Annotated in this window: 16 protein-coding genes; 7 read left to right on the forward strand and 9 right to left on the reverse strand. The window is 68.9% G+C overall.

What is annotated here, in order from left to right:
• Nucleotides 1-11 precede the first annotated feature (11 nt).
• On the reverse strand, nucleotides 12-1,232 hold the full coding sequence (locus AB0R04_RS31130; RefSeq protein ID WP_363376988.1) for a ricin-type beta-trefoil lectin domain protein: 1,221 nt from the start codon (nucleotides 1,230-1,232) through the stop codon (nucleotides 12-14).
• A gap of 473 nt (nucleotides 1,233-1,705) precedes the next feature.
• On the opposite strand from AB0R04_RS31130, the gene AB0R04_RS31135 reads away from it, so the two are divergent.
• The 3 genes from AB0R04_RS31135 to AB0R04_RS31145 all read left to right on the forward strand — a co-directional run bounded on the left by AB0R04_RS31135 (nucleotide 1,706) and on the right by AB0R04_RS31145 (nucleotide 5,111).
• On the forward strand, nucleotides 1,706-2,839 hold the full coding sequence (locus AB0R04_RS31135; RefSeq protein ID WP_363376989.1) for an acyl-CoA desaturase: 1,134 nt from the start codon (nucleotides 1,706-1,708) through the stop codon (nucleotides 2,837-2,839).
• 62 nt (nucleotides 2,840-2,901) lie between these two features.
• Entirely contained in the window at nucleotides 2,902-4,101 is a 1,200-nt protein-coding gene (locus tag AB0R04_RS31140; RefSeq protein WP_363377025.1) for a glycosyltransferase family 1 protein, read from the forward strand.
• 47 nt (nucleotides 4,102-4,148) lie between these two features.
• On the forward strand, nucleotides 4,149-5,111 hold the full coding sequence (locus tag AB0R04_RS31145) for an alpha/beta hydrolase (RefSeq protein ID WP_363376990.1): 963 nt from the start codon (nucleotides 4,149-4,151) through the stop codon (nucleotides 5,109-5,111).
• Here the strand turns inward: AB0R04_RS31145 and AB0R04_RS31150 are convergent.
• Both AB0R04_RS31150 and AB0R04_RS31155 read right to left on the reverse strand, forming a co-directional pair.
• A complete protein-coding gene (locus AB0R04_RS31150; protein WP_363376991.1) occupies nucleotides 5,056-5,556 on the reverse strand; it encodes a carboxymuconolactone decarboxylase family protein in 501 nt (166 codons plus the stop codon). The two genes, AB0R04_RS31145 and AB0R04_RS31150, sit on opposite strands and share 56 nt — an antisense overlap.
• Before the next feature lie 63 nt (nucleotides 5,557-5,619).
• Nucleotides 5,620-6,000, reverse strand: a complete 381-nt coding sequence (locus AB0R04_RS31155; RefSeq protein ID WP_363376992.1) for a transposase — start codon at nucleotides 5,998-6,000, stop codon at nucleotides 5,620-5,622.
• Nucleotides 6,001-6,259: 259 nt separating this feature from the next.
• Between AB0R04_RS31155 and AB0R04_RS31160 the strand changes: the two genes are divergently transcribed.
• Entirely contained in the window at nucleotides 6,260-6,616 is a 357-nt protein-coding gene (locus AB0R04_RS31160; RefSeq protein ID WP_363376993.1) for a tyrosine-type recombinase/integrase, read from the forward strand.
• Nucleotides 6,617-6,963: 347 nt separating this feature from the next.
• On the opposite strand, the gene AB0R04_RS31165 is transcribed toward AB0R04_RS31160, so the two are convergent.
• The 3 genes from AB0R04_RS31165 to AB0R04_RS31175 all read right to left on the reverse strand — a co-directional run bounded on the left by AB0R04_RS31165 (nucleotide 6,964) and on the right by AB0R04_RS31175 (nucleotide 16,793).
• Nucleotides 6,964-7,698 (reverse strand): hypothetical protein, encoded by a 735-nt coding sequence (locus AB0R04_RS31165; RefSeq protein ID WP_363376994.1) that lies wholly within the window; start codon nucleotides 7,696-7,698, stop codon nucleotides 6,964-6,966.
• Between the two features lie 471 nt (nucleotides 7,699-8,169).
• Nucleotides 8,170-8,697 carry a hypothetical protein gene (locus tag AB0R04_RS31170; RefSeq protein WP_363376995.1) on the reverse strand — a complete coding sequence of 176 codons (528 nt, stop codon included), beginning with the start codon at nucleotides 8,695-8,697 and terminating at the stop codon, nucleotides 8,170-8,172.
• Nucleotides 8,698-8,720: 23 nt separating this feature from the next.
• Complete coding sequence (locus AB0R04_RS31175) at nucleotides 8,721-16,793, reverse strand: ricin-type beta-trefoil lectin domain protein (RefSeq protein ID WP_363377026.1); 8,073 nt, start codon at nucleotides 16,791-16,793, stop codon at nucleotides 8,721-8,723.
• Nucleotides 16,794-17,160: 367 nt separating this feature from the next.
• Between AB0R04_RS31175 and AB0R04_RS31180 the strand changes: the two genes are divergently transcribed.
• Entirely contained in the window at nucleotides 17,161-21,198 is a 4,038-nt protein-coding gene (locus tag AB0R04_RS31180; RefSeq protein WP_363376996.1) for a ricin-type beta-trefoil lectin domain protein, read from the forward strand.
• A 366-nt stretch (nucleotides 21,199-21,564) separates the two neighbouring features.
• On the opposite strand, the gene AB0R04_RS31185 is transcribed toward AB0R04_RS31180, so the two are convergent.
• From AB0R04_RS31185 to AB0R04_RS31195, 3 genes are all read right to left on the reverse strand, one after another.
• Nucleotides 21,565-21,792, reverse strand: coding sequence for a DUF6328 family protein (locus tag AB0R04_RS31185; RefSeq protein WP_363376997.1), 228 nt, complete (start codon nucleotides 21,790-21,792; stop codon nucleotides 21,565-21,567).
• 136 nt (nucleotides 21,793-21,928) lie between these two features.
• Complete coding sequence (locus AB0R04_RS31190) at nucleotides 21,929-22,309, reverse strand: hypothetical protein (RefSeq protein ID WP_363376998.1); 381 nt, start codon at nucleotides 22,307-22,309, stop codon at nucleotides 21,929-21,931.
• A gap of 340 nt (nucleotides 22,310-22,649) precedes the next feature.
• A complete protein-coding gene (locus AB0R04_RS31195) occupies nucleotides 22,650-22,913 on the reverse strand; it encodes a hypothetical protein (protein WP_363376999.1) in 264 nt (87 codons plus the stop codon).
• Nucleotides 22,914-23,167: 254 nt separating this feature from the next.
• Between AB0R04_RS31195 and AB0R04_RS31200 the strand changes: the two genes are divergently transcribed.
• Entirely contained in the window at nucleotides 23,168-23,452 is a 285-nt protein-coding gene (locus AB0R04_RS31200; RefSeq protein ID WP_363377000.1) for a hypothetical protein, read from the forward strand.
• A 300-nt stretch (nucleotides 23,453-23,752) separates the two neighbouring features.
• Nucleotides 23,753-24,088: a hypothetical protein gene (locus AB0R04_RS31205; protein ID WP_363377001.1), complete on the forward strand. Its 336-nt coding sequence runs from the start codon at nucleotides 23,753-23,755 to the stop codon at nucleotides 24,086-24,088.
• Nucleotides 24,089-24,262: the final 174 nt, after the last annotated feature.

The raw sequence follows: 24,262 nt of genomic DNA on the forward strand, positions 1-24,262 counted from the left end.
GGACAGGAAGGCTAGGCATCCGTCCGCACGACCGCCGTGAGGGTCTGCCCAGGGCTGCCGTCGGCGGGCCGCGCGGTCACCGGGTCGCTGTTGCGCCCCGCGGTGCTGGAGGTGAGCGCCCAGCCGGCGGGGTTGACCACGGCCTGGCGGGCACCGTCGTAGCTCCACCGCTGGGCCGCGGAACCGTCGCAGGCGGCGCGCACCACCTGGCCGCCGACGGCCGCGGGTGCGGCCAGGCACTCGTTGCCCTGGGCGGTGTGCAGGCTGCCGTCGCGGGCGAAGACGAAGAGCTGGTTGGCGTTGGGCGTGGTGGCGCAGCGGTAGCTGATGGCGCCGTTGGCGCCGCCGCGGTCGAGGCAGGCGCCGTTGGCGAATCGGAGCGGCCAGCGGGCGGACTGGCCGAGGCCGAGTTCGGTGAGCAGGGTGCCGTCGGGCTGCTTCCGCTGGCGGATCATGTCGTCGCAGGCGCCGCTGGTCGAGGTGCCGGTGTTGGTGGCGGTGAGGGTGCCGCCGTTGCCGGTCATCGGGCCCCAGCGGTTCTCGGAGTACGCGTTGTCGTTGCAGACGTAGGCGGGCCTGTTCCAGTCGAAGTACTCCACCCAGCTGTTCCAGTCGTGCTTGATCTGCTGCGACTTGGGGAGCAGGACCGAGCCGAGGACGAAGGAGGTGCCGGCGGTCTCGTCGGTGACGGTGGCCGTCACCCAGTGGGTGGCGGGGTCGATCCGGACCTGGAAGGCGTACGTGTGGCCGGTGACCGGGCGGCCCTGGTTGACGGTGCTGTTGGCGCACTGGAGGTGCTGGCCCTCGCCGGTGCTGTTCCAGCAGTGCGAGCCCTGGGTGCCGTCGGCGAACTGGAGCTCGGTGTCGGCCCAGGTGGACCAGTTGAACAGGCCGTCGTTCTGCTGCTTGTCCTGGAGGCCGATGTAGGAGAGGTTCCCGTCGAAGTTGAACTGGCTCGACCAGAAGACGTCGCCGTCGCCGGGGGTGGTCACCACCGTGTTGCGGAAGGTGACGTCGGTGAGGACGGTGTCGCCGGCGATGGTCCAGTAGGAGTACGAACCGGGCGTCTGGCCGTAACGGGGCTGGGCCGCGGCGGCCGGCGCCGCTGGCCCCGCGAGGGCCGAGGCCGCCGGTTCCGCGACGGCCGGGGCTCCTCCGGCGGGCAGGCCGGTGAGGGCGAGGCAGGCGAGCGGCAGCGCGCACATGGCGCGGCGCCGGGAGACGTGCGACATCCGTTGCTCCTGACAGGTCAGCGGCGGCCGCAAGCCGTCGGCGCCGCACGGATTCCCCAGCGCGACCCTCACCCACCCGGTCACGGTCCGCAACACATGAGGTCGCCAGGAGTGATCGGGTGCCCCGGAGATTCAACAGGCACCGATCACCCATTCGGCTGATTGGTGCAGGCCGCCTCCCCGAAATGATCGTTCCGGGGCGCGCGCATCCTCCTCGCCGGGGCACCCTCCCCGGCTCGGCTCAACCACACCGGACCGCGCGAAAACCGAACGGGCGATCGGCGATCGGACGCGCAGCGGAGCAGCCGGGCCCGCCGCCACCCGATCGGGCCTCCTCCGGCCGCGACACGGCGCAGCGCCGCGACAACGGCGGTCCGGATGCGGAAGGCTGACGCCACCCTGCCCGGGGCCTCGCGGTGCGGCTGCCACGGCCGGCCGGAGCGACCGGAGCGACCCGAGACCGGAATGGTGGCATGACCGTTCAGGACACCCCGCCCACCGGGACCACCCGGCGCGGCGACTTCGCCGAGCTCCACCGGCGCGTCTCCGACGCCGGTCTGCTGCGCCGGCGTCCCCTGTACTACGCGGGCCGGAGCACCGCGCTGTTCGCCGCCCTGGCACTGCTCCTGGCCTGGTTCGTCGTGCTCGGCGCGAGCTGGTGGCAGCTGTGCCTCGCGCCCCTGTTCGCTTTCGTGATCGGCCAGTTGGCGCTGCTCGGGCACGACGTCGCCCACCACGCGGTGTTCGCCGGCCGGCGGGCGACCGACCTGGCGGGCATCGTGCTGGGCAACCTGGTGGTCGGCATGAGCTACGGGTGGTGGGTGAGCGACCACAACCGGCACCACGCGCACCCGAACCGCGAGGGCCACGACCCGGCCGCGGACTCCCTCCTCTTCGCCCGGACCACCGAACAGGCAGGCCGCACACGGGGGTTGAGGCGGCTCGCGGCCAGGTACCAGGCCGAACTGTTCTTCCCCCTGCTGTCCCTCCAGGCACTCGGGCTGCTCGTCGCCACCTGCCTGACCCTGACCCGCGGCACCGTCCGGTACCCCGCCCTGGAGCGCACGCTCGCCGTGCTGCACTACGCCCTGGCGGCGGCCCTCCTCGCCGTCGTCCTCGCACCGCTCCAGGCGCTGGCCTTCGCCGTGCTGTTCGGGGCGGTCCTCGGCGTGTACCTGGGGTGCATCTTCGCCCCCAACCACAAGGGCATGCCGATGACCGGCCCGGACGCGGAGCGTGCCGACTTCCTCCGCCGGCAGGTGCTGCCGTCGCGCAACCTGCGGGCCGGCCGGTTCGTCCACTTCCTCTTCGGCGGCCTCGGCTACCAGATCGAGCACCACCTCTTCCCGGCCATGCCGGTCGCGGCGCTGCGCCCCACCTCGCGCATCGTGCGCGACTACTGCGCCCAGGTCGGCGTGCCGTACAGCGAGGCGGGCCCGGTCGCCTGCTTGCGGGAGATCCTGCGGGACCTGCGGGCCATCGGCCGTTCCCTCCCCGCCGACCCGGCGCAGTCGGCCCCACCGACCCGGCCTTCCACTCCAGAGCCGACCCGACCGACCGACCCGGAGCCGCAGGCCGCGCCCGAAGCGGAGGCGGCGGCACGGTGAGCGGAGTCCTGTCCGGGCCGGCGGCGCGCACCGCGGACGGCCCGGCCCCCGGCGGCGAACGGCTGCGCGTCCTGATCGTCACCGAGTCCTTCGCCCCGCAGCTCAACGGTGTCGCCCACAGCGTCCTCCGGACCGCCGAACACCTCCTCGCCCGGGGCCACACCCCGGTGGTGGTGGCACCCGCCGTGCGGGCACCAGCCGCGCGGGCCGCGCGACGACACGCGGGCGACCTGCGCCGCGACCTGCACCGCGACCAGCACCGAGAGCAGGCGTACGGCTACGAGGTGGTCCACGTCCCGTCGGTGCCGCTGCCCGGCTACCCGGAGGTGCGGGTCGCGCTCCCAGGGCGCGGGGTGGCCGACGCCATCGAGCGGCACCGCCCGCACGTGGTCCACCTGGCCAGCCCGTTCGCGCTCGGGGCGGTCGGCGCCGCGGCGGCCGACCGGGCAGGGGTCCCGTCCGTGGCGGTCTACCAGACCGATCTGGCCGCCTACGCCAGGACCTACCTGCCGGCGCTGGGCGCGACCGGACCCCGGCTGGCCTGGTGGCGGCTGCGACGGGTGCACACCTTGGCAGCCCGGACGCTGGCACCGTCGCAGGCTTCGCTACGCGCCCTGCTGGCGCACGGCATCCCCCGGGTCCACCTGTGGCCGCGCGGCGTCGACTGCACCCGGTTCCACCCCCGCCACCGCGACGAGACCCTGCGCCGGCGCCTCGGCCACCCCGGAGACGTCCTGGTCGGGTACGTCGGACGCCTGGCGCCGGAGAAGCACGTCGACCGGCTGGCGGAGGTGTCCCGCATCCCGGGGGTCCGGCTGGTGGTCGTCGGAGACGGCCCGTGCCGCGCCCGGCTGGAGACCCTGCTCCCTGACGCGGTCTTCCTGGGGCTCCGATCCGGGCACGAACTCGCCCGGCTCTACGCCTCGTTCGACGCCTTCGTCCACGCGGGGCCGTTCGAGACCTTCGGCCAGACCCTCCAGGAGGCCATGGCAAGCGGGCTGCCCGTCGTCGCCCCGGCGGCCGGCGGACCGCTCGACCTCGTCCGCCCGGGCCACACCGGATTCCTCGTCCCGCCCGGCGCGGCGGACGGGTTCCGGGAGGCCGTCGAACGTCTCGCCCGCAACGACGAACTGCGGGCGGCGTTCGGGCGGGCGGGGCGTGCCGCGGCGACACAGCGCAGCTGGGAGACGGTCGGCGACCGCCTCGTCGAGCACTACCGGCTCGCCCGCACCGAGACGGCCGGGCCACCCCTGCGCCGCTGAGCAGGCCGGCAGGAGAGTGCGGACCCACCCCGAAGAAACGGACCTCCATGCACCACCCCCTCGCCGCCGAGTACGTCCGCAGCCCCGCTCCGGCCGCCGGCACCGCCGTCTTCCTGCACGGACTGGGCGGCTGGACCCACAACTGGGCCCACCTGATCGACCTGCTGCGGACCTCGGCGCACTGCCTGGCCCTCGACCTCCCGGGCTTCGGAAGGTCGGCGCCCCCGCCCGACGGCGACGTCACCGTCGAACGCCAGGCCGCAGCCGTGGCCGGCCACCTCGACCGCCACCTCGACCGTCACGTTGACCGTCGCCTCGGCCGTCACCCCGACCGGAACGGGCACCGCCGCGTGCACCTGGTCGGCAACTCGCTCGGCGGCCTGATCGCGCTGCGCCTCGCCGCCCAACGGCCCGACCTGGTCGCCACCTTGACCCTCATCTCGCCCGTGCTGCCGACGTTCCCGCCCGCCCCGGCCCTACGGGTGGCCCTGCTGGGCCTGCCGGGCGCGCCGCGACTGCACGCCCGCCTCCTGGCCACCCAGAGCCCCGACCGCCAACTCGACGACCTCTACCGCCTGATCTACGCGAACCCCGCCCTCGTCGGCACCGAGCAGCGGTCGGTGGAGGCACGCGAGCGCCGACGCCGCGCCGAACTGCCGTACGCGCAGGACATGCTGGCCGAGGGAGTGCGCTCGGTGGTCCGCGCGTCCCTTCGACGGGGCGAGGCCTCGGCCTGGCACCTGGCCCGCCGCGTCACCGCCCCCACCCTGCTCGTGTACGGGCGGGACGACGCCCTCGTCCCCTTCCGTACGGCGCCCCGGGCCTACGCGGCCTTCCGCGACGCCCGCCTCCTCACCCTGCCCGGCGTCGGCCACGTCGCCATGCAGGAACGGCCGGCCCCCGTGGCCACGGCGATCCGCGCCCTGATCACCGAGGCGAGCCCGCGCGGCACCGTCACTGCGCCGGGATCGGGCGCACCGGGTGCTTGCTCAGGATCGACACGCGGTTGAAGGCGTTGATGGCGATCGCCACCCAGATGACCGCCGAGATCTGGTCGTCGGTCAGGACCTCGCGGGCGGCGCCATAGGCGGCCTCCTGCGCGACGGCGTCCGACAGATCGGTGGTCACCTCCGCCAGGGCGAGCGCGGCACGCTCCTGCGGTGTGAACAGTTCGGTGTCGCGCCACGCCGGCAGCGTGCCCAGGCGCTGCGCGGTGTCGCCGGCCTGAAGAGCGGCCCTGGTGTGCACATTGAGGCAGTAGGCACACCCGTTGATCTGGGACACCCGCAGATTGACCAGCTCCACCACCCTGCGGTCCAACCCGGCCTCCGCCGCCCCCACCCCGGCCGCCTCGGCAGTCGCCCGCAACGCCCGGTAGGCCTGAGGGCTCTGCTTGTCGACGAACACCCGCCGGCGCACCGGGGCAGCGGTCACATCGGTGGTCACATCACTCACGGGAACTCCTCTGACGGATCAGCAGATCAACGGATCACTCGTGGCCAGCATGTCACCACACCATCATAGTTGAAAGTGAAACCACTTTGGAAGGCGAAAGCGGCAACCCCGAAGGCCACAACACGAGCCCGGCTCTCCGGCCGAGGCCCCTCTGCAGGCCCCGGCCGCGTGCTGGTGCACACGCACGATCGCGGAGTCCACCGAGACCACCCAGTCCAGGTCCCCATCGACATCGGCCCGGGCCATCAGCGCGACGAACACCCGTTCCCAGGTCCCGTCGACGGCCCACGTCCGCAGCAGGTTGTAGACACCCCGCCAGTTGCCGCACTTCTCCGGCAGATGCACCCACCGCGACCCGGTCTGGAGCTTGAAGGCGATCGCGTCGATCACCTCACGGTGGTCACGCCACCGGCCACCGCGCTTCGACGTTCGGTCCGGCAACAACGGCTCAATTCACGCCCACTGCACGTCAGTCAACGGCACACCCAGACCAACGACCAGATGATCCAAACGAAACTGCCTAGACCTCGAAGCCGGCACCGCCACCATCCGCCGCTCCCTCCAGCGCGCCGCCTGACCACCCTCCCCACCAAGACCCTCAGCTCCGAACGCCGTATCGCCCTGCCCGCTCCCTGCCTCTGCTCATTGCGCGACCACCTCGACCAGCAGGCCCAAGAACGGGAGAAGGCTGGCGAGAACTGGAATGGAGAGCGGTCACGTCTTCACCCCGCCCGACGGCCACCCGATCGAACCCGCCACCTTCACCCGGCACTTACAGGCGCTCCTCCGCCGAGCGGGACTCCGTCAGATCCGATTCCACAACCTCCACCACTCGACCGCGGTCCTCCTCCTGGATCAGGGCGTCGAACTCCTCGTCATCAACGAAATCCTCAGCCACACCCACATCGATGCCACCGCCACCGTCTACGCTCACGTCCGCCTCCGCCTCCAATGCGACGCCATCGATCTCCTCAGCCGCACGCTCGGCCAAACCTCCGAGGCCGTAATCGAGCCCGACGACGGCGACGACCCACCGCTCTGTGCGGCACCCGTCCGCTGACGTTGCCGTCAAATACTGCCGTCAAGAGCCCTGGAAGCCCCGCCGAATAAGCTCGGCAGGGCTTCCAGGCCTATTAGCGCCAATGTCGGATAGAAACTCACTCCCACACGAAGGCGAGCGGTCGCGGCAAGGCCAGGACCGTCACCCACACGCCCCCAGGTGGGCAGCCCATCGAGCTGCCCACAATTCCCAGGAAGGGCCGAATGCTACCTTAATTCCATGTCGGCGCTTGAGATGCGACAACCCCATCATAATAAATCCAATGAGAGCAATGCTTATAGGTCGCCAATTTCCCAACCAGTCTCAATTGGGACAATCGTGGCGCTGGCAGCGATGACCACTCGGGGTCAATCCGCCAGATGTGAGACTTGCCACACCTGCTCCACGCTCAGGTGCCGCACATCCCAAAGCAGCGCAGCAGTGTCGATAACTTCCTCAGGATGCCTGCGGCTTGCCGAAATTTGCGACATGCCCGCCAAAGAAGCCAGAACAGTGACTGGAACGCCGAGAACGGCCGCGAACCCATCGAGAAGATCAGGGTCAAGTTCCTTGACACCACGTCCTATCGCCCCAATGGTTGCAGCCGACAGATAAACATCAGACATCAAATACATCACCTTGGCCGCCGAAGACCATCCCAGATTTCGGAGGGCGAGCATTCGCACAAAAATCGACCCGAAACCCGGAGGGTACTGCTCAAATGAGCGCATCTTCCCGGGAGGGGCAATATGCGGCACATCGGCCAGAGATCGGGCGTAGTCCCGCAATCGCCGGCGGCTGGAAGCGGGCAAGGTGAGTGCGCGCTGCACCAGTTTGGGGAGCGCACGACTGGCCGCCTCGTCGAAGTGTAATGCATCGTCCGGAAGAGCTAGACCCGCAACGAGGAAGAGGTCATGTCTCTGCATACCGACCTGCCCCGCCAGTCGACTGAGAAATTCCTCGCGAGAGGGTTCTCCAGCACGAATTGGTGACAGCCCGCCGTTGGTGCGTTCGATTTCGCCTACGGGACCGACCCCCTGAATATGAGCGAGGCGCGCAAGGAGTACGTCAGGGCTGGGGCATGCCGGAAGTTCCATTGTCACCGCCACATGGAGATAGGTAGTCCTACGGGGTTTTCAAGCCAAATGGGGGCAGCCTCCACGAGACTGCCCCCCACCAGAGTTCGCTAGTTCAGCGGCCCGGTAGGCCCAGAATAGTAGCTCCAGACATCGTCCGCGAATTCCCACCCGTGCCCTTAAAGGCTCTACGGGTGACATCAAACAATGGTGTGTGCCCTGGAGAATCCGTCGGGCGATGTGGCCGGTCTGCGCCATTGCCGGGCAGATCACCGAGCCGTGGAATCCCATAAATTGCATTCGGGTGCAGTCGTTTATCCCACTGCTGGGCACTACTGCGACGGGCTCAGCTGGACGAGGACCAACGAGACTGCGGAACCGCCTCGGCCAGCACCAACCAAATATCGTAGCCGTCGAAGCAGCCGTCAGCTTCATACCTACAGCCCTTGGAGTCGCGTTCAAACACTGCGACCCCAAGGGCTGAGATAATACAGACGACTACTGCGGATTAAACGCCCCGACCCAAAGGTTCAACTCGGAGCGAATTTCACCTTCTGAAATTGAATCACGGATACTTTCCAACGTCCGCATGATCTTCCTCAGCACAGCAAGATCAGTGATCCGAAGCTTAGACCCAGGATTCCCTTCGGAAAACTCTCGAACCTCATTCGCCACAGATTGAACGTTTTCGCCAGAGTCGACTAGCTCATCAAAGACCCTAGCGCAAATATCATTCGCGTCGCCAAAATCATCACTGCCATCAAGCCATGCAGATACCTGGACTTGGACTCGACGCGCTAGAAGTTCCACTCTCCTGATCAATCCAGAATCGGCCGCAGCATCCAGGATGGACACCAAGGCTCGCGCCCACTCAATAGGCTGCGGGCCAGCATCGTCTGCCACAGAGAGCGTCAGGCACGAACTGCACGCAGAGATCGCCGCTGTCCACCAGCCAGCGGACGCCTCAGAAAGATCGTCCCTGGCCAGCAGCGCAGCGAACCCACTAGGGCTGTCAATGAGGAACACGTCCTCAGGCGACGGAAGAGCCATTACCCACCTCCAAGCAAGCTGAACGGCGTTGCGAACACATCGATGCCAGCTCGCCCAAATGCTGCTTCGCCTATCGGTAGCACCGAATCTTCAGGAGTGAAGTGACCACTCCAGTTGGTTATAGAGGTGCCGAACAAATCATCAAGCTGTCCGGATCCCGCCGATAGGACCGACTCGCCAGGCTGCGCAAGTACTGTGTGAGCCATTTCAATCCGAGGCCATCCGCCTGATTCTCCTCCAGCATGAGCGGACATTACCCTTAGCTCTTCACCAGCAGAACCCCTGACAACGGCCCACTTAAAGTCGGTTTCCCCGCCCAACGCAGCCTGCAGGCCGCTCAGTCCGGTTCCATCACCAAGCACAGTGGGAACGACACCTCGCTGTGCTGCTGCCTTCCGCTCAAGGGCCTGCTTCGCCGGGCTCGCATTATTTGTGAGCTCGCACTCATTGTGCACCAAGATCGGGGTGCTGCCTGCGAGCACATAGTACGTGTGCAGCTGCGAGACGGTCAGGTTGTACATCCGTGCGCGGCCTTCGATGGCGCGGACGGTGGTGACGACGACGCGTTCGCCGGTGTCGGCCTTGAGTGCGTGGCCGGGGGTCAGCTTGCCAGCTGGCACCCAGGCGTGATCGGTGTCGTCCCAGAACGGATGGTTGGCGGTCGTCTTGATCGTGCTTGCGGCACCATCGGTCGTGACATCGAGGTCGATCAGATCCTCGTCGTCATGCACCAGTTGGGCGCTGACGGTGCGGCCTCCATGGTCTGTGGCCGTACCTTGATCCGCGGATTCGACGACGTCGCCGACCCTGATGTCGCTGATCGGCTTGGCCGAACCGTCGGCCATGAGAACCCGAGTGTCAGGTGTGAAGCTACACGTTGTCCCGACGGGCTGCTCTGGCGAGGTCGGGCTGGGCTTGGGGGTGGCTGGCGCCTTGGGGTCAGACGGCCTGGTCTTGAGACGGTTGGGTTCTTCCGGTGCGGGAACCGGGCTCGAGGGCGAGCTCTTGGGAGTGCTCTTGGACCCGAGCTTCGCGAACGCGTTCCTGATGCCTCCGGCGTCCTCAACGGCCTCTATCGCATACCTCAATCCCTTCACGCCCAACTTGACGAGCCCGTAGCCGTCAGCCGCGATTTCAACGACGGTCTCGGTCACCTCGCCAGCGACGTACGCCTTGTCGTCGTGGGGGATGCCGAAGGCGTCCGCCACCGGGTGCTCGGAGGGCTGAATGGGAGTGATGCCGGGGAACACCGAATAGCCACCGGTTTGCTTGGCGACCTCTCCGTTGATCCCGGCCAGGATGTTGTTTCCCGCCGTGTACGGGCTGTACTTCGCGAGCCAGCCGGCCGCGCTGTCCACTGCGCCTGCAACAAACTTTCCCGTGGCCTTGAGCCACCCTGGCCACAGGCCGCTGGGGTCGCTGAGGGTGATCGGATTGTCGTTGGCGTAGGTGTACCCGCCCATCTGACTGGGGTTGCCAGGTTCCAGGAGCGGGTCCGCCGTGAGGAAGCGGCCGAGCGTGGGGTCATAGTTGCGGGCGCCGAGCAGGTTGAGGCCGCTGTTCGTGTCCACGGGTTTACCGAGGTAGCCGTGATTGTCCGCCCACGATGCGGGGACGGTTCCGCGGGGGCTTCCGTAAGGATCGAAGGCTCGCCGGGTGATGGCTTTGCTGGCTGCGTCGATCTGGAGAGTGGAGGTGTTCTGGGGGTTGGTCAGCTCGTAGGTGAGGCCTCCGGCGCTGGAACGGACGATGCTGGTTCCGTCGGGCTGTTGGTAGTAGCGCTTGCCGGTGACGGCGGCGCCGTCGACTGAGAGGGTGAGTTGTTCGGCGCCACCGAACAGGTAGAGGACGGTGCCGTCGGGGCCACGCTGGATGAGCAGGTTGCCCCTGGCGTCGTACAGGTACCGGGAGGTGCTGTCGCCGTTGGACGTGGTGACGGTTTCGGTGCGGCCTTCGGCGTTGTAGGTGAAGGCCTGGGTGGTGCCAGCGGTGGGCTGGGTGCCGCCAGGTCCCCATTTTTGGTTGGGGCCTTGGTTGCAGGTCCATAGAGCGACGCGGGTGCCTGCGGTGCTACTGGTCCCGGGGATGTCGAGGCACAGGCCGGACGCCTTGTTGACCAGGGCGCCGTCGGTGCGGGTGCGCCACTGCTGGCTGGCATCGTTGGTGTCGCAGGTCCATAGCTCGATCTGTGCGCTGGAGCCGGCATTACCTCCGGTCGGGCGGGCGCAGGTGCCGAGGACGCGCACGGTGCCGTCGGTGCCGATGGCCCAGTTCTGCGCTTCGGTGCCATTGCAGGTCCAGGTCTGGACGGCTGTGCCGTTGGCGTTGTGGGCGCCTGCGGCGTCGAGGCAGAGCGGCGTAGTGCCGGTCGGAACGGCGGAGGGCAAGGTGGTGGTACTGGTCGTGGTTCGGGAGGTGGTGCTGCCTTCCGTGTCGTACTGCGGGGTCAGGGTGCTCGTGTAGCTGGGACCGGTAGGAGCGTTGGCCGTGGCGGGCCACTGCTGGTTGGCGCTGCCGGTGCAATACCACAGGCCGACCGGGGTACCGGGGTCCTGGTTCCAGCCGGGGAGGTCCAGGCACAGGGTGGACGCGACGTGGACGAGGGCTCCGTTGGCGCCGTCCTGCCACTTCTGGCTGTCGCTGCCGTCGCACGTGGCCAGCTCGATACCGGTGCCCGCTCCGGCGCTGCCGCCGGCCGGGCGGGCACACTTTCCGAGTGCCCGTAGGGTGCCGTCACCGGGGCGGGTCCATTTCTGGGCGCCCGTGCTGTTGCAGGTCCATGTCTCGACGGGGGTGCCGTCGGCGGTGCGCGCGCTGGTGACGTCCAGGCAGAGCCGTGCGCCTCCGGTTCCCGCCATGGCCGAGGTCAGGCTGCTGGTGGGGGTGCCAGTGCTGGTGGTGACAGTGGTGACGGTGTTCGGCTTGGCAGCCGGGGTACGGCCGTCGCCCGGGTAGACGCTGGTCTGGGTGACGTCGCGGGCGGTGTCACCGGTGACATCGCGGCGGACCTGCTGGGTGCGGTCGCCGAGCATGTTGTACTGGAAGCTCTGCCAGTACGGTGCCGGACCGCCCAGCGAGTTGAGCCCGACGCTGCTGTTGTTGCAGTGCGAGACCTGGCCGGCGCCCGGGGAGGAGACGCTCCCGGTATCGCTCCACGCTTCCACGAGACGGTTCAGACCGTCGTAGCGGAAGCACTGGGTATCGGACACCTGGTCCGTGCCGCCGGAGGACTGCAGCTCGGAGGTGCTGGTGCGGTTTCCGACCTGGTCGTAGCCGTAGCTGGTGAACGAGATCGGGTTGGCGTCGGCCTGCTGGAGCTTGACGCTGCTTGTGGTGAGCCGGCTGGTGGTGTCGTCGTACGTCCGGGCCGTGCGCAGCAGGCCGCCGCGGTCGCCGTACTGGGAGAGCAACAGTTGGCCGAGTGCGTTGTAGTTGGCCATGTCGAGGAGCGCAGCGGTTTCGGTGCCGCTCTGGACGACCTCGCCCTGGAGGTCGAGGGTGTAGCCGAGGGTCTCGGCGGGCAAGCCGCCGTCCGCGTTGTAGCTGAATCCACCGAGGAGACCGATGTTGTCTGTGTAGTGGGCGGTCTGGGTGTAGTCGCCGGCGAGCTTGCCTTCGGCGGCGGGGATGGAAGTCGTCATGGAGGTGGGCTGGTAGCGCGTGGTGTAGCCGTTGATCTTCTGTACGTATGTACTGCCCGTGGCGCCACCGGCGTAGCGGGTGGTGGAGGTCGGGTAGCCCTTGGCGAGGGTGTCGTAGGCGGTGGAGGCGAGCAGTTTGGACTGGTCGCCGGTGTCGGTGCCCTCGTAGCGACCGGTGACGCGGCCGAGCAGGTCGTAGGCGAGGGAGAGTTGCTTGCCGCGGCCGTCGGTCATGCTGGTGACGTGACCGAGGTCGTCGTAAGCGGTGGTGGAGGTGCCTGCATCGGGATCGGTCTGGGACGTGCGTCGGCCCTGGAGATCGTAGGCGTAGGTCCACGTGTTGCCGACGTTGTCCGAGATGGTGGCGAGCTTGCCGCGCTGGTCGAAGGTGTAGCGGGTGGTGGCGTCGCCGGTGCTGCCGCCGTGAAGGACGGAGGCGGTCGTCCGGCCGAGGGCGTCGGTGTAGACCGTACTCGGGGTGCCGCCGCTGGGCGGGGTGGAATCCGTCCGGTCGGCGCCCGGGTAGGTGGTGGTGGTCTGCCACAGCTCGGTGCCCTTGGCGTAGAGCTTGCTGGCGACCTTCCGGCCGGTGCCGTCGTACAGGTAGCGGGTCTGGGAGGGGACGGTGTTGTCAGCCTCCTCGAACAGCGTGGTGCCGGGTGCGGTGAGGGGGTCGTACCAGGCCGCGGTGGCCTTGGTCGCCTGGCCGTGGCTGTCGTAGCGCGTGTGGGCCAGGAGGCGGCCTTGGGTTCCGTTGGCCGGGGTGGACTGAGTCTGACGGGGTTGCAGGAAGCCGTCGTAGATGGTGGCCGATGTGGTGTAGGTACCGTTCTCCAGCTGTGTGTTCGTCGTGACGCTCGGGGGGTTGGCGCGTGTGGACGGGGCCGGGTCGACGCCGTGCATCTCGTAGCTGAAGGTGCGGTCCGCTTTCTTGTCGGCGTCCTTGCTGTTGCCGGGGAGCCAGATGGCGGTGCGACGGCCGAGTGTGTCGTAGACCGAGTCCGTGACGCGGCCGTTGGCGTCCACGGCGCGGGTCACCAGGCCGCGGGCGGGGGATACGACGCTCTTCGCGGTCCAGCCCAGAGGGTTGGTGGTGGTGACTTCGGTCGGGAGGAGGCCTGTCGCCGGGGTATAGGCGGTGCGGTTGACCGCACCCGCGCCGTCGATGCTGCGGACAGCGCGGCCGTAGGCGTCGAATTCCTGTGCGGCCAGGGTCTGGTAGGCGGCGTTGCCCTGAGCGTCGTAGGCCTTGACGGACTGGGTGGCGGTGACGAAGCCGGCGGTCGAACCGTTCTGCCCAAGAACGCCCGGCGGCCCGGGGTTGTTCAGATCAGTGTTGCCGTCGTAGATGAGCCTGCGGTCGCTGACGGTTGTGGAGGAGGACGGCTTGGTCCCGCAGGGGCCGGCGAGGGTCAGGACCCCGCTCGGATAGGCGAGCATCATCGGGTTGGCCGCTGAGGGCGTCGCATAGCTCGTGGTGGTGCAGCTCTGGTCGGCCGTGGTGGTCACATCCGGCTGTGACTCGACCTTGGCGGGCCGTCCGAGGCTGTCGTACGTGGTGCCGGTGCGGGCGGTGCGCCACGTCACTTGATCGGACAGCAGCGAGCTGGAACGCGAGCCGATCGACTGCACCCGGCGGGCCTCAAGCCTTGGGAGCGCTGACAGCAACCCTCCGTCCTTCGAACTCCACGCCGTCCTGTCCCGGCTGGTGATGACGGTGCTGACAGGCGTGTCGGTGAACTGCTTGGCGATGGCGGTGCCGCCAGCCTGTGTGTAGGTGACGGATTCCTGCGCCGTGCCGGCCAACCAGGGGCTGTCGACGGTTTCCTCGCCGAGGGAGTTCTTCAGCTTGACGACCCGGCGGGAGCGGTCCGCCTTGTAGTCATCGTTCATGCCCTGCAGATAGGAGACGGTGGTCTGGCTGACCAGGTCCGGACTGGCGCCGTCCGTGGTGGTGACGGTGCGATAGCCGCGGAAGTCGTTCCAGGTGCGGTACCGGTCGTCGGTCAGGTCGGAGTCGTCCCGGTGCCATGCCGCGCCGCCACCGTAGGTGTAGGCGGTCGTCCGAGCCGGGGAGTTCGCCTTGGTGGTATCCGAGACGGTGACCTTGGCGACCAGCGTCTTGTGGAACCAGTCGGCGACCGGCGCAGCCCCGCCCGGGGTGGTCCAGTACACCGGGTAACAGGCCATCGTGTTGCCGTCGGCCGAGGCGGGCATGGTGCCCTTGGTCCGGGAGCACTCCGGGTCGCGGTAGGTGACGGCGATCGAGGTGCCCGACTCGGTGTTGATCCCGATGATGCGAGGCCGGTACAGCGGCAGCGAGGACACGTCCGAGCTGTCAACGCGGTTGTCCACCTCGGTACCGGCGAAGGTGACCGGGTCCAGGGCGATCTGGCCGCTGCCGCCGGCCGAGGTGTCCTGAGCGGTGTGCCGGATCTGGGACAGCCACATCACCGACTGCAACGAGCCGACGTTCTGCTTGTCCGGAGTCTTTCCGGTCACCGGATCGTAGGTACCCCCGGCAGCGGAGAACAGGTGCGTGAGGTCGTACCGGTCGACGTTCTGCCAGCCGCTCTGCGTGCGCAGCTCGGTGCGGATGGTGCTGAGGCGCTTGGTGGACCAGAAAGTCGGCGAGGCGAGACGGCAAACGTTGGATCCCGTGCCGCTGGTGGTCCAGCCGTCCTGGCAGGCCAGGTCGAACGGGACATCCGGCCAGTTCGAGGCCGTGGCCGCCGACAGGTTCTCCGGCTTGCAAACGGCATCGGAGACCGTGCACCGCTCGGCGGTGTCGAAGTTCACCCGGGCGGACGGCTCGCGGCCTGCGAGCGCGTCAGCGAGCTGGTAGCCGTAGGAAACGCGGGCGAGGTGGCCGCCACGAGAGTAGGGGACCAGGATGCCGGTGCCACTGGCGCTGCCCATGGCGTACCGGTTGGCCTCGGCGGCCCAGTCGTAGCGCTGGAGGTTGCCGTGGGGGTCGACCACGAAGTCCAGGTTCCAGCGCCATCCGAGCTGCTGGTCGCACTGGGAATCCTTGCCCTTGGCTGCGCTGTAGCAGGGGTCGCCGTTGTTCGGGTGGTACACCGGTACGGCCCAGGCACTGTTGGTCGCGCCATCGCCGGTGGTGCCGGGGGCGTGGTTGAGACCGAAGTAGTAGGCGGTGCCGTCCGTGGTGGTGACCTTGAAGTACTCGCCCTGCCACAGGCCGTTCGCCGCGCCCGTCAGCCGCTCGATGCGGGTGCCGTCATCACTCTGCAGGTGGTACAGGCCATCTGCGTCCCGGATCAGTTCGCCATTGTGGGAGCCGAGGGCGAGCGTGGCGTTCCATCCAGCCCAGCACTCGTCACCGGAATCCTTGATGCCGGCGTTCTTGCAGGACTTGTAGGAGCGTTCGAGGAAGCCAGGGCTGTAGGACCAGCCGTCACCGATCCACGAGGCCTGCGAGTTACGGGCGGAGGTCTCGCCGTCCACCGACTGCGAGTTGTACGACAGCGTCACTTCCGGGCCGGCCCCGGCCAATGATGGCGGAGTGGTGACGGGGTAGCCGTAGGTGAATGCGCCGGAGGAGCTCTGCGACCACGAGCCGGACGCGGACAGGTCGGTCGCCGTGTAGGACCCCTGGGAGCTGCCTGTGTCGGAGACTGCCGCGACCGCCATTCCGCCACTGGCCGCGTCCGGGGAGAGCACGGAGTCGAGCTTGGTCGCGGGCACCTCGCCGGGTGCGGTCTTCGCGGCCGTGCTGGCGTCACCGGGCAGGGCGATGGTGCCGCTGACCCTCTTTGCCACAGGGTCGACAACCGACTCCAGCGGCTTTCGGGTGCGGCACTCCGACAGCTGGGGCGTGGTCAGCGCGCAAGCCGGCATCGCGACCAGGTGCAGCCGGGAGGCCCAGCCTCCGCCGAAGGCGTCGGCGATCCCGCTGTAGTCGAGTGAGACGTCCAGGCTTGCGGCTTCCTTGCCGCCGTCCGTGCGCTGGAGGGCGACCAGAAGACCGTCGACGTTCGCCTTCTCGGTCTGGGGCCGGTCAGCGACCTTGACCTCGACGCTGCCTGGCGGGGCGGCCGGTTCAGCGTCTGCTGCGGCCCTGGCCTTGGCACCGACCTGATCGGGGTGGGCTGCGGCGATCAGGACGGGGGTCGCGCCGGCCCGCATCTCGGTGCTGGGCGCCCTGTCGGCGTGGGTGTCCTGGCTGGAGCCGGCCTTCGTGAGGTCGACGGAGACGGTAGCAGCTGCGGGCCAGTTGACCGGCCCGCTGTGGTGGACGGTCAGTTCCCGTGCCCCGACAGAGTGCGGCAGCGCCTTCGACTCGCCCTTGCCGTCGGCATCGTGGCCGCTGACTCGTGGGAGCTGGGGGATTTTCTCCTTGCTCTGGTCGGCAGCGTACGCACGGCCTAAGCCGACGTTCTCACCTGCGAGCGGGACCACCAGTGCCATCACGGCGGTGAGTGCGGCAACGGTGAGCGTGTTCCGTCGCCTGCGACCCCCTCCCCGTTCACGGTGGACGAACCAACTCAAACTGGGCTGCACGCATACCCCCACGTTCGTGAATTCGTAATGGGCCTGGGACCACTTGCAGATGGCAACCACAGCTCGCCCAACATGACGGCGGGAACCGTATTGCCAGACTCTTGGGCAACGCAATAGCGTTCGGCTGCGATTGGCAATCGAATTGACGACCAGTCAGCTGACGATTGCTTAGAAATCGCTCCACAATTGGACAAAGGCGCCCCGCACACCGGCGAGTGTGATGCATCCCACAGTCTGCGCGCGGGGTCAGCCGTGTCGTGAAAGTGATGACGCCATGGGGGAACTCCTTCCCACTCCGCCGCCGCAGCGGCATTACCTGATAAGGCATCTGGCAACCGCGTGCGCCGTCGGGCTCGTCCTGGCCGCACCCGGCGCCGCAGTCGCCGACGACCGCACCTTCGCCGTCCCGCCCGGGTCGGCCGCCCAGGCGCCCAAGCTTCCCGAACCCGCCCCAGGCCCCGTACAAACCGCCCGCCTTCAGGCCAAGAAGACGGGCAAGCCGGTCACCGTCGACGAGCTGACCACCGAGACGTCGCTCACGGTGGCCGGACCCGATGGCAAGCTCACCGCCACCACCCACCTTCAGGCAGCCCGGGTAAAGAAGAACGGCACCTGGACCGCAGTCGACGCCACGTTGGCCCGCAACCCGGACGGGGGCTACTCGCCCACTGCCACGCCGTCAGGGGTTACTCTCTCCGGCGGCGGCACCGGACCACTGGCCACGCTCACCGACAAAGACGGTCACAGCTTCGCATTGGCCTTCCCCGCAAAGCTGCCCGCGCCCACCGTGACCGGCAGCGCCGCCACTTACGCGGAGGTTCTGCCCGGTGTCGATCTGCGGGTGGACGTCACCACGCAGGGCGCGGTCCGCGAAGTCCTGGCAGTCAAGGACGCGAGCGCCGCCGCCAACCCCGCACTGAAATCACTCAAGCTCGGCACCGGAACCACGAACCTCACCGTGTCCGCAGACGCGCACGGCAACCTCACTGCCGCTGCCGCCGATGGAAAGCCCGTCTTCCGCGCACCTTCCCCGCTGATGTGGGACTCCGCGTCAGACACCCCGGCGCCGCCGACTACCCCAACCATCAAAGCCGCCGCAGCGCCTCTCACCTCCTCCACCTCCGGTCCGATCTCCGGAGGTGCCCAAGCAGGCGCGGGCGACAGCGAGTCCTCGACGGATGGACCAGGTCGCGGCGCGCACATCAAGCCGATCGCGGTCGAGGCCACGACCAGCGCCCTCACGCTGACCCCGGACGCAGACCTGCTCGGTGGCAAGGACACCGTCTGGCCGCTCTACATCGACCCGACCTTCCAGCCGGCCCCAACCATGGGCACCAACCACTTCGCCCAGGTGATGCAGGGCTGTCCGACCAGTCCCCAATACGACATCGCGCAGGACAACGGCCAGGGCGTCGGATTCCAACATTACCGAACCAACTGCTATGGCATGGAACGCTCGTACTACGAGTTCAACACCAGCGCCGTGGCACCACAGATGTACATCGACGACGCGAAGATGTACTTCACCGAAACCTACGGCGCCAGCTGGGACTGCGGCCACACCGCCCCCGTCGCCCTGAAGTGGATGAGGGAGGCGATCGACGGCGGCACCGATTGGAACCACCAGCCGACCGTCTACCAGGACATCAGCGGTCAGTGGCCCAAGTCCGCCTACGGAAAATGCGGCTGGCAGACGGTCACCTTCAATGTCACGGACGCGCTGCGCTCAGTCGCCCAGGCAGGCAGCAAGGCCTGGACGGTAGGCCTGTTCGGCGACGAGAACAACTCGACCAACAACGACAACTTCATGCGGTTCGCCCCGAACCCGTACCTCATCGCCACCTACGATCTCCCGCCGAATACCCCCGACTCCATGTACACCAGCCCCCAGCCGATCAACCCGAACGGCTACGCCTGCGGCGGTGGCCAGCCAGGCTGGATCGGGCGGACCGTGCCGCTGGGCAACGGCGCCTCCGACATCACCCTGCACGCCTACGGCTCCACGCCGATGCCGGGCACCAACATCGTCATCGGTTTCCACGTCTGGGACAACATGGCGGCGGACGCCAACGGCAGTCCCGCCACCGTCACCTGGCCCGCCAGCCAGAGCATCAACGGCCGGGGCTGGGGCGACGCCAACATCGGCTTCCCGGTCTCCGACGGACACCAGTACGGCTGGAACGCGTGGGCCACCGACGGACTGCTCGGCAGCACGGGCACCGCCTACTGCTACTTCAACGTCGACCTGACCCCGCCCACCCTCGCCTACATCGCACCCTCCACCGTCTTCCCCCCGATCGGCAGCGGCATCAAGCCCACCGGCCACGCCGGCGACCAGGGCGCCACCATCCGTGTCACCAGCACCGACCCGGTCCCGGGCGGCTGCACCCGCGGCAGCTGCCTGTCCAGCGGCGTGCGCGAGTTCCAGTACAACCTGGACGACAACATCCCACCGACCGGCTACAAGGCCCAGCCCGTCGCAGGAGTGGACGCCAACGGCTTCGCCTACGCGGACATCCCCATCAACCTCAACCCCGACCAGTGGGGCACCCACCGCCTGTACGTGCGCGCCACGGACAACGTCGGAAACACCCAACCCCAGGCCGCGACCTACGACTTCTACGCGCCCTGGAACCCGGCCACCAAAGTCGTCGCCGGCGACGTCAACTTCGACGGCACCCCCGACTACCTCGTCCCCGCCGCCGACGGCTCGCTGACCCTGCTTCCAGGCAACAGCGACTTCACCGCCCAACCCGGCACCGCCTCCACCAAGACGCAGAGCCCCGAACAGGACAGCTGGAACAACTACCTGATCGCCCACCGCGGCTCGGTCAGCGCCAACAGCGTCGACGATCTGCTCGCCTACAACAAGAGCTCCAAGCAGCTCTACATCTACTTCAACGACTCCACCCGCGTGCCCGCCGGAACACCAGGCCACTTCAGCGACCGCGCCGGGATCGCCCAGATCGGCAACAGGACCGACTGCGCCAGAGGCGTCGACGGAACCTGGAACAACCTCACGCAACTGACTGCACTCAGCGCGACCCCCACCAGCGCGGGCCGACCCAACCTGATCACCATCGAGGCGGGCCACCTTCGCTACTACCCTGGCACCACGGTCGGCGGCTGCCTCCTCGCCCAAGGGATCGAACTCGGGGCCGACAACGAGAACTGGAGCAGCTTCACCCTCTTGTCCCCCGGGATCATCGGCAACACCCCGGCGCTGTGGGTACGCGACAGCGTCACCGGCGCGATCAACACCTTCCCCCTGCCCCTCACCGACGGCGCCCCGGCCGCGAAGTCCCTGCATGTCCCCACTCACCAGGCCCTGGTCTCCGCGGTCAAGAACCCCGCTGGCGCCAACATGTGCGCCGACGTAGACCGTGGCCTCCCCGACAACGGGACCACCGCCCAACTGTGGGACTGCAACACGACAGGGGCCCAGGCCTTCACCCGCGGCATCGACAGCACACTCCACGTCCTCGGCAAGTGCCTGGACATCAAGGACGCTGCCACCGGTAATGGCAGCGGCATCCAGCTCTGGGACTGCAACAACACCGGCGCCCAGAAGTGGGCCGACGGCCCTTACACCGGCACCCTGCAGAACCCGCAGTCCGGCCGCTGCCTCGCCGTCCCCGAGGGCAAGAACGACCCCGGCAACCACCTCATCCTCTGGGACTGCCTCGACGACGTCAGCCAGAAGTGGACCAGCCCCACCGCCCAAGCAGTGCTGCCACTCGGCGCGAGCTCCGCTGCGTACCCGACCATCGACTCTCCCGGCGACATCAACGGCGACGGCAACCCCGATCTGATCACCACTGACACCAACGGCATCTTCACCCAGTACCTCGGCACGGCACCCGACGCAGGGCTGCCCCGCTTCGGCACCCCGCGCGCCCTCCCCTCCGCCACACCTGCCAGCTACAACATCAGCTCCGCCCAGAACCCGAACCGGTGCTTCGACAACTGGGGCGCTGGCAACGGAACCTCCTTGCTCATCTACAACTGCTGGAACGGCGCCAACCAGAAGCTCACCTTCGCCGCCGACGGCACACTGCGCACCGGCGGACGCTGCGTCGCCACGAAGGACAACGCAACCGCCAACGGCACCGCCGTCGTCATCCTCGACTGCACCGGAGCCACCGGCCAGGTCTGGACCCTGCGCGCCGACGGCACCATCTACAGCCCCACCGCCAACCGCTGCATCGAACTCCCCGGCTGGAACGATGCCAACAGCACAGCCCTCGACATCTGGGACTGCGTCGGCAACCATGCCAACCAGCGCTGGACCATCTACCCCAACACCGCCTGACCACCACCCCTGACCAGCCAACCCGGGGCCTGCGGCACACCCAGTGCCACAGGCCCCGCCCGTATCAGCTGCCCCGGCAGCGACCATCAGCCACACCTTGCAGTACGACTCGAATTCTCGAAGAGCCTGGAACAGAAGCAACTCCGCGTTTCGCTACGGCACGTCTACCCGCAGTGCCCGACTCCCGTGCGTACGTCTGCGAGAAAACGTCGCCGCTGCGTACGACCACGGCGTGCAGAACGTCCGCACCCCGATCGGCGAGGTGCGGACGCCCGCCCTCGGGGATCCCGCTGGCGGGCCCTGCCGGTCCTGGCGCCACCCCGGCCACGACGCCACGACGGGATCCGGACGCGTGCAGGACCGGCGCTAAGGAGCCGTCCGGCGGGCGGCCGTGCGCCGCAGCACGATCTGGGGCAGAACAAGCCAGGTGGTGGTGAACCAGAGCAGGACGGCTGCGCTGAGGGCCCACGCGGCGACCGGGTTGCCGGTGGCGGTGCTCAGCAGGAGCAGCAGGGCGGCGGCGATGGTGAGGGCCAGGGTGACGAGGCCGGTGGCGATGAAGTGGCTGGCGATGTGGATGAGTTCGGGTTTCATGCCGTGACGGTCTCGCTCCAGAGCCGGTCGCCCGTTCCTGAGGCGTCTCGTCCCTCACCACGGTGTCGTCTCCCTGTGCGCGGGTGCGCGATGCAGACAGGTCGGCGGGCCGATGCCGGCCCTTCGGGCCGTCGGGTCAGGGGCGGTCTTCGTGGTGGCCGCAGAGCCAGGCCAGCGCTTGGTAGGCGCCCAGGGCGTACGCGGCGTTCGCGCCTTCGTCCGCGCCTTCGCCCCCACCCGAGGCCGAGGCCAAGGCCGAGGTGTCGCGCAGACGGACGGCGGCGGCCTGGCACTCGGCCAGGAGCTGCGCCCGGCACGGCCCGGTGGCGCCGAGCGCGGCGGCAGCGGTGAGGGGCGCCGCGACCTGGGCGCCGGCGGCCCACCGGTAGGCCCCCAGGATCCCGTGGTCGAAACCGGTCCACGGCTGCGGGCGGCCGTTGGCCGCCTCGATCGCGTCGAACACCTCGTCCAGCAGGCGCACCCCTACCGCCGGGATCGTCGTCTCGTCACTGGTCATGCCCGCAACCTACGTCGCCCGGACGCGGCCCGCCCCCGGGCGCCCGGTCCGCCCCGGGGCCGGCCGGACGGACGCTGCGCAATCGGGTGAACCCCACGACAGCCGTCGCGGTGCAGCCGACCGATCCCGATCCAACTCGGAGCGCGGTGCGCAGCGCCGGGAGCAGGGTGGCCTCGGCCCAGGTGAGGAAGGCCGGCCGGCTGTCGCCGCCGACCTCTCCGAAACTCGGCGCGCAGCGCTGTTCGGTCATCATCGTGTATCCGATCTGCGCCCGAACGCGGCAGGCGCCCGCACCACCGCTGTTCGTGACGGCCCGTGCTCAAGGGTGGCTGCGAATCACTCAGTCGCCCGTTTCGGGCAAGGCGATGCGGCACACCTGTCCGGCTTCCAGCTCGACGACGACGGCCAGCACCGGGCGCAGCCAGCGCACCATCGACCGCGCGCCCGGATGCGGCTTTCGCAGCCGCCCGGCGACGGGCGACCCGAGCTCGGCCCGCTCCTGCCCGGACAGCTCGCGAGTCACCAACCGCCGACCGTCGACGAGCACCACCAGCAACCGCCCCGGCTCGCCGGGCTCGTCCGGTTCGCTGACGGCCCCGACCACCCAGCCCCTCACCGCAGCCCGCCCGGACACCGTTCCAGCGCGGGCGGCACGATCATCGACGGACTCCCTCCGTGCACGAGGTGTGATCACCCGAGCATGGCAGCAGGCCCCGACGGGCGCGATCCATGCCGTCGTCGGGCAGCACCGGAACCAGGAACGGGCACCGGGGAGCGCACGGGAACCGGTCAAGGGCGCTCGCCTCGAAAGGCCCACCTCCGGATGTGGGTCCGCCGGCGATGGCCGAGGCTCGGTGCATGGCATCGATCATCGTGCTCTTCGAGCTGGAGCCCGACGGGGCCATCGGTGCGGAAGGCACGGACGGTGCGGAAGGCGCCGAGCCCGCCGTGATCACGGTGCACGCCGCCGGGGCCGATCCCGACGTGCCCGAGGACCCGCAGCCGTACACGCTGTGCGGGCTGGAGACCGGCCCGATGGAACACACGCACTACCGGCCGGTCCGGCCCGGCGAGCCCTGGTACCCGCCCACGCTCGCCGACCAGCGGTGCCAGGAGTGCGAGCGCGCCCTGCGCACGCAGTGACCGCCGCGCCGGGGAGAGGCGGGCGACCCCGCCCGGAGCCTGCAACTGCACGTCAGCGCGCCCCGGCAGGTACGGCGTCACGGCCCGCGCGGGTTTCACCCCGTCGCGGTACCTGGGGTGATCGCCCGCCGGCGCCACGTCTCCACCGATCACGGGCGTCGTGCTGGGGCGGGGCACGCCTTCAGGTTCTCTGCCGTCGCGCACGCGGCCGGTCGGAGCCCGTCCGCCGGGGGTGGCCCGGGCTGGTCCGGATGCCACCGAGCGGGTGCGGCGGACCGGCCCAGCAGCGACGTTGAGAAGATGGACATCGTCGTCGTACTTGAGCTAGACATGCCGACCAACGTGCGGCTCCTCGGCCCCGACCACACCCCGGCGGACCCGGAGAGCCCGGTGCGCCGCGTACACGTCGCCCCCGCGGAAGCCTCGGGCACCTGCGGCCTCCGCACCCTGTGCGGCCTGGACACCGACGGAATGACCCTCGCCCCGCACCGCTACGCCCACCAACCTCCACCGCACTGGCTCACCTGCAGCACGTGCCAGGCCGCCAGGCAGGACCCCGCACCCGACACCACCGAAGCGGCCGCCCAGGAGCAGCGCGAGGACGACGCCCACCCGGCGGAAACCGCCGCACACTGAGCACCGCACCCACCGCACCCACCGCACCCACCGCACCCACCGCACCCACCGCGTCGAGCGCGCGAGCGGCGGCCGACGGCCGGTCGCCTCCTCAGCGCGAGCCGACGCTTCGGACCGTGCGCGCAGTGGGCCCGGTCCGGGCAGTCCGGCAGTCCGGCAGGCTGCTCATCGGCC

Origin of the sequence: Kitasatospora sp. NPDC056731, assembly GCF_040687675.1 — a bacterium.
Taxonomy (GTDB): Bacteria; Actinomycetota; Actinomycetes; order Streptomycetales; family Streptomycetaceae; genus Kitasatospora.

What these genes read in the sequence shown, in the direction of transcription:
- AB0R04_RS31185 (WP_363376997.1), bottom strand. Translation starts at nt 21,792, where the DNA reads ATGAAACCCGAACTCATCCACATCGCCAGCCACTTCATCGCCACCGGC.
- AB0R04_RS31190 (WP_363376998.1), bottom strand. Translation starts at nt 22,309, where the DNA reads ATGACCAGTGACGAGACGACGATCCCGGCGGTAGGGGTGCGCCTGCTG.
- AB0R04_RS31130 (WP_363376988.1), bottom strand. Translation starts at nt 1,232, where the DNA reads ATGTCGCACGTCTCCCGGCGCCGCGCCATGTGCGCGCTGCCGCTCGCC.
- AB0R04_RS31145 (WP_363376990.1), top strand. Translation starts at nt 4,149, where the DNA reads ATGCACCACCCCCTCGCCGCCGAGTACGTCCGCAGCCCCGCTCCGGCC.
- AB0R04_RS31180 (WP_363376996.1), top strand. Translation starts at nt 17,161, where the DNA reads ATGGGGGAACTCCTTCCCACTCCGCCGCCGCAGCGGCATTACCTGATA.
- AB0R04_RS31160 (WP_363376993.1), top strand. Translation starts at nt 6,260, where the DNA reads ATGGAGAGCGGTCACGTCTTCACCCCGCCCGACGGCCACCCGATCGAA.
- AB0R04_RS31200 (WP_363377000.1), top strand. Translation starts at nt 23,168, where the DNA reads ATGGCATCGATCATCGTGCTCTTCGAGCTGGAGCCCGACGGGGCCATC.
- AB0R04_RS31135 (WP_363376989.1), top strand. Translation starts at nt 1,706, where the DNA reads ATGACCGTTCAGGACACCCCGCCCACCGGGACCACCCGGCGCGGCGAC.
- AB0R04_RS31205 (WP_363377001.1), top strand. Translation starts at nt 23,753, where the DNA reads ATGGACATCGTCGTCGTACTTGAGCTAGACATGCCGACCAACGTGCGG.
- AB0R04_RS31175 (WP_363377026.1), bottom strand. Translation starts at nt 16,793, where the DNA reads ATGGCACTGGTGGTCCCGCTCGCAGGTGAGAACGTCGGCTTAGGCCGT.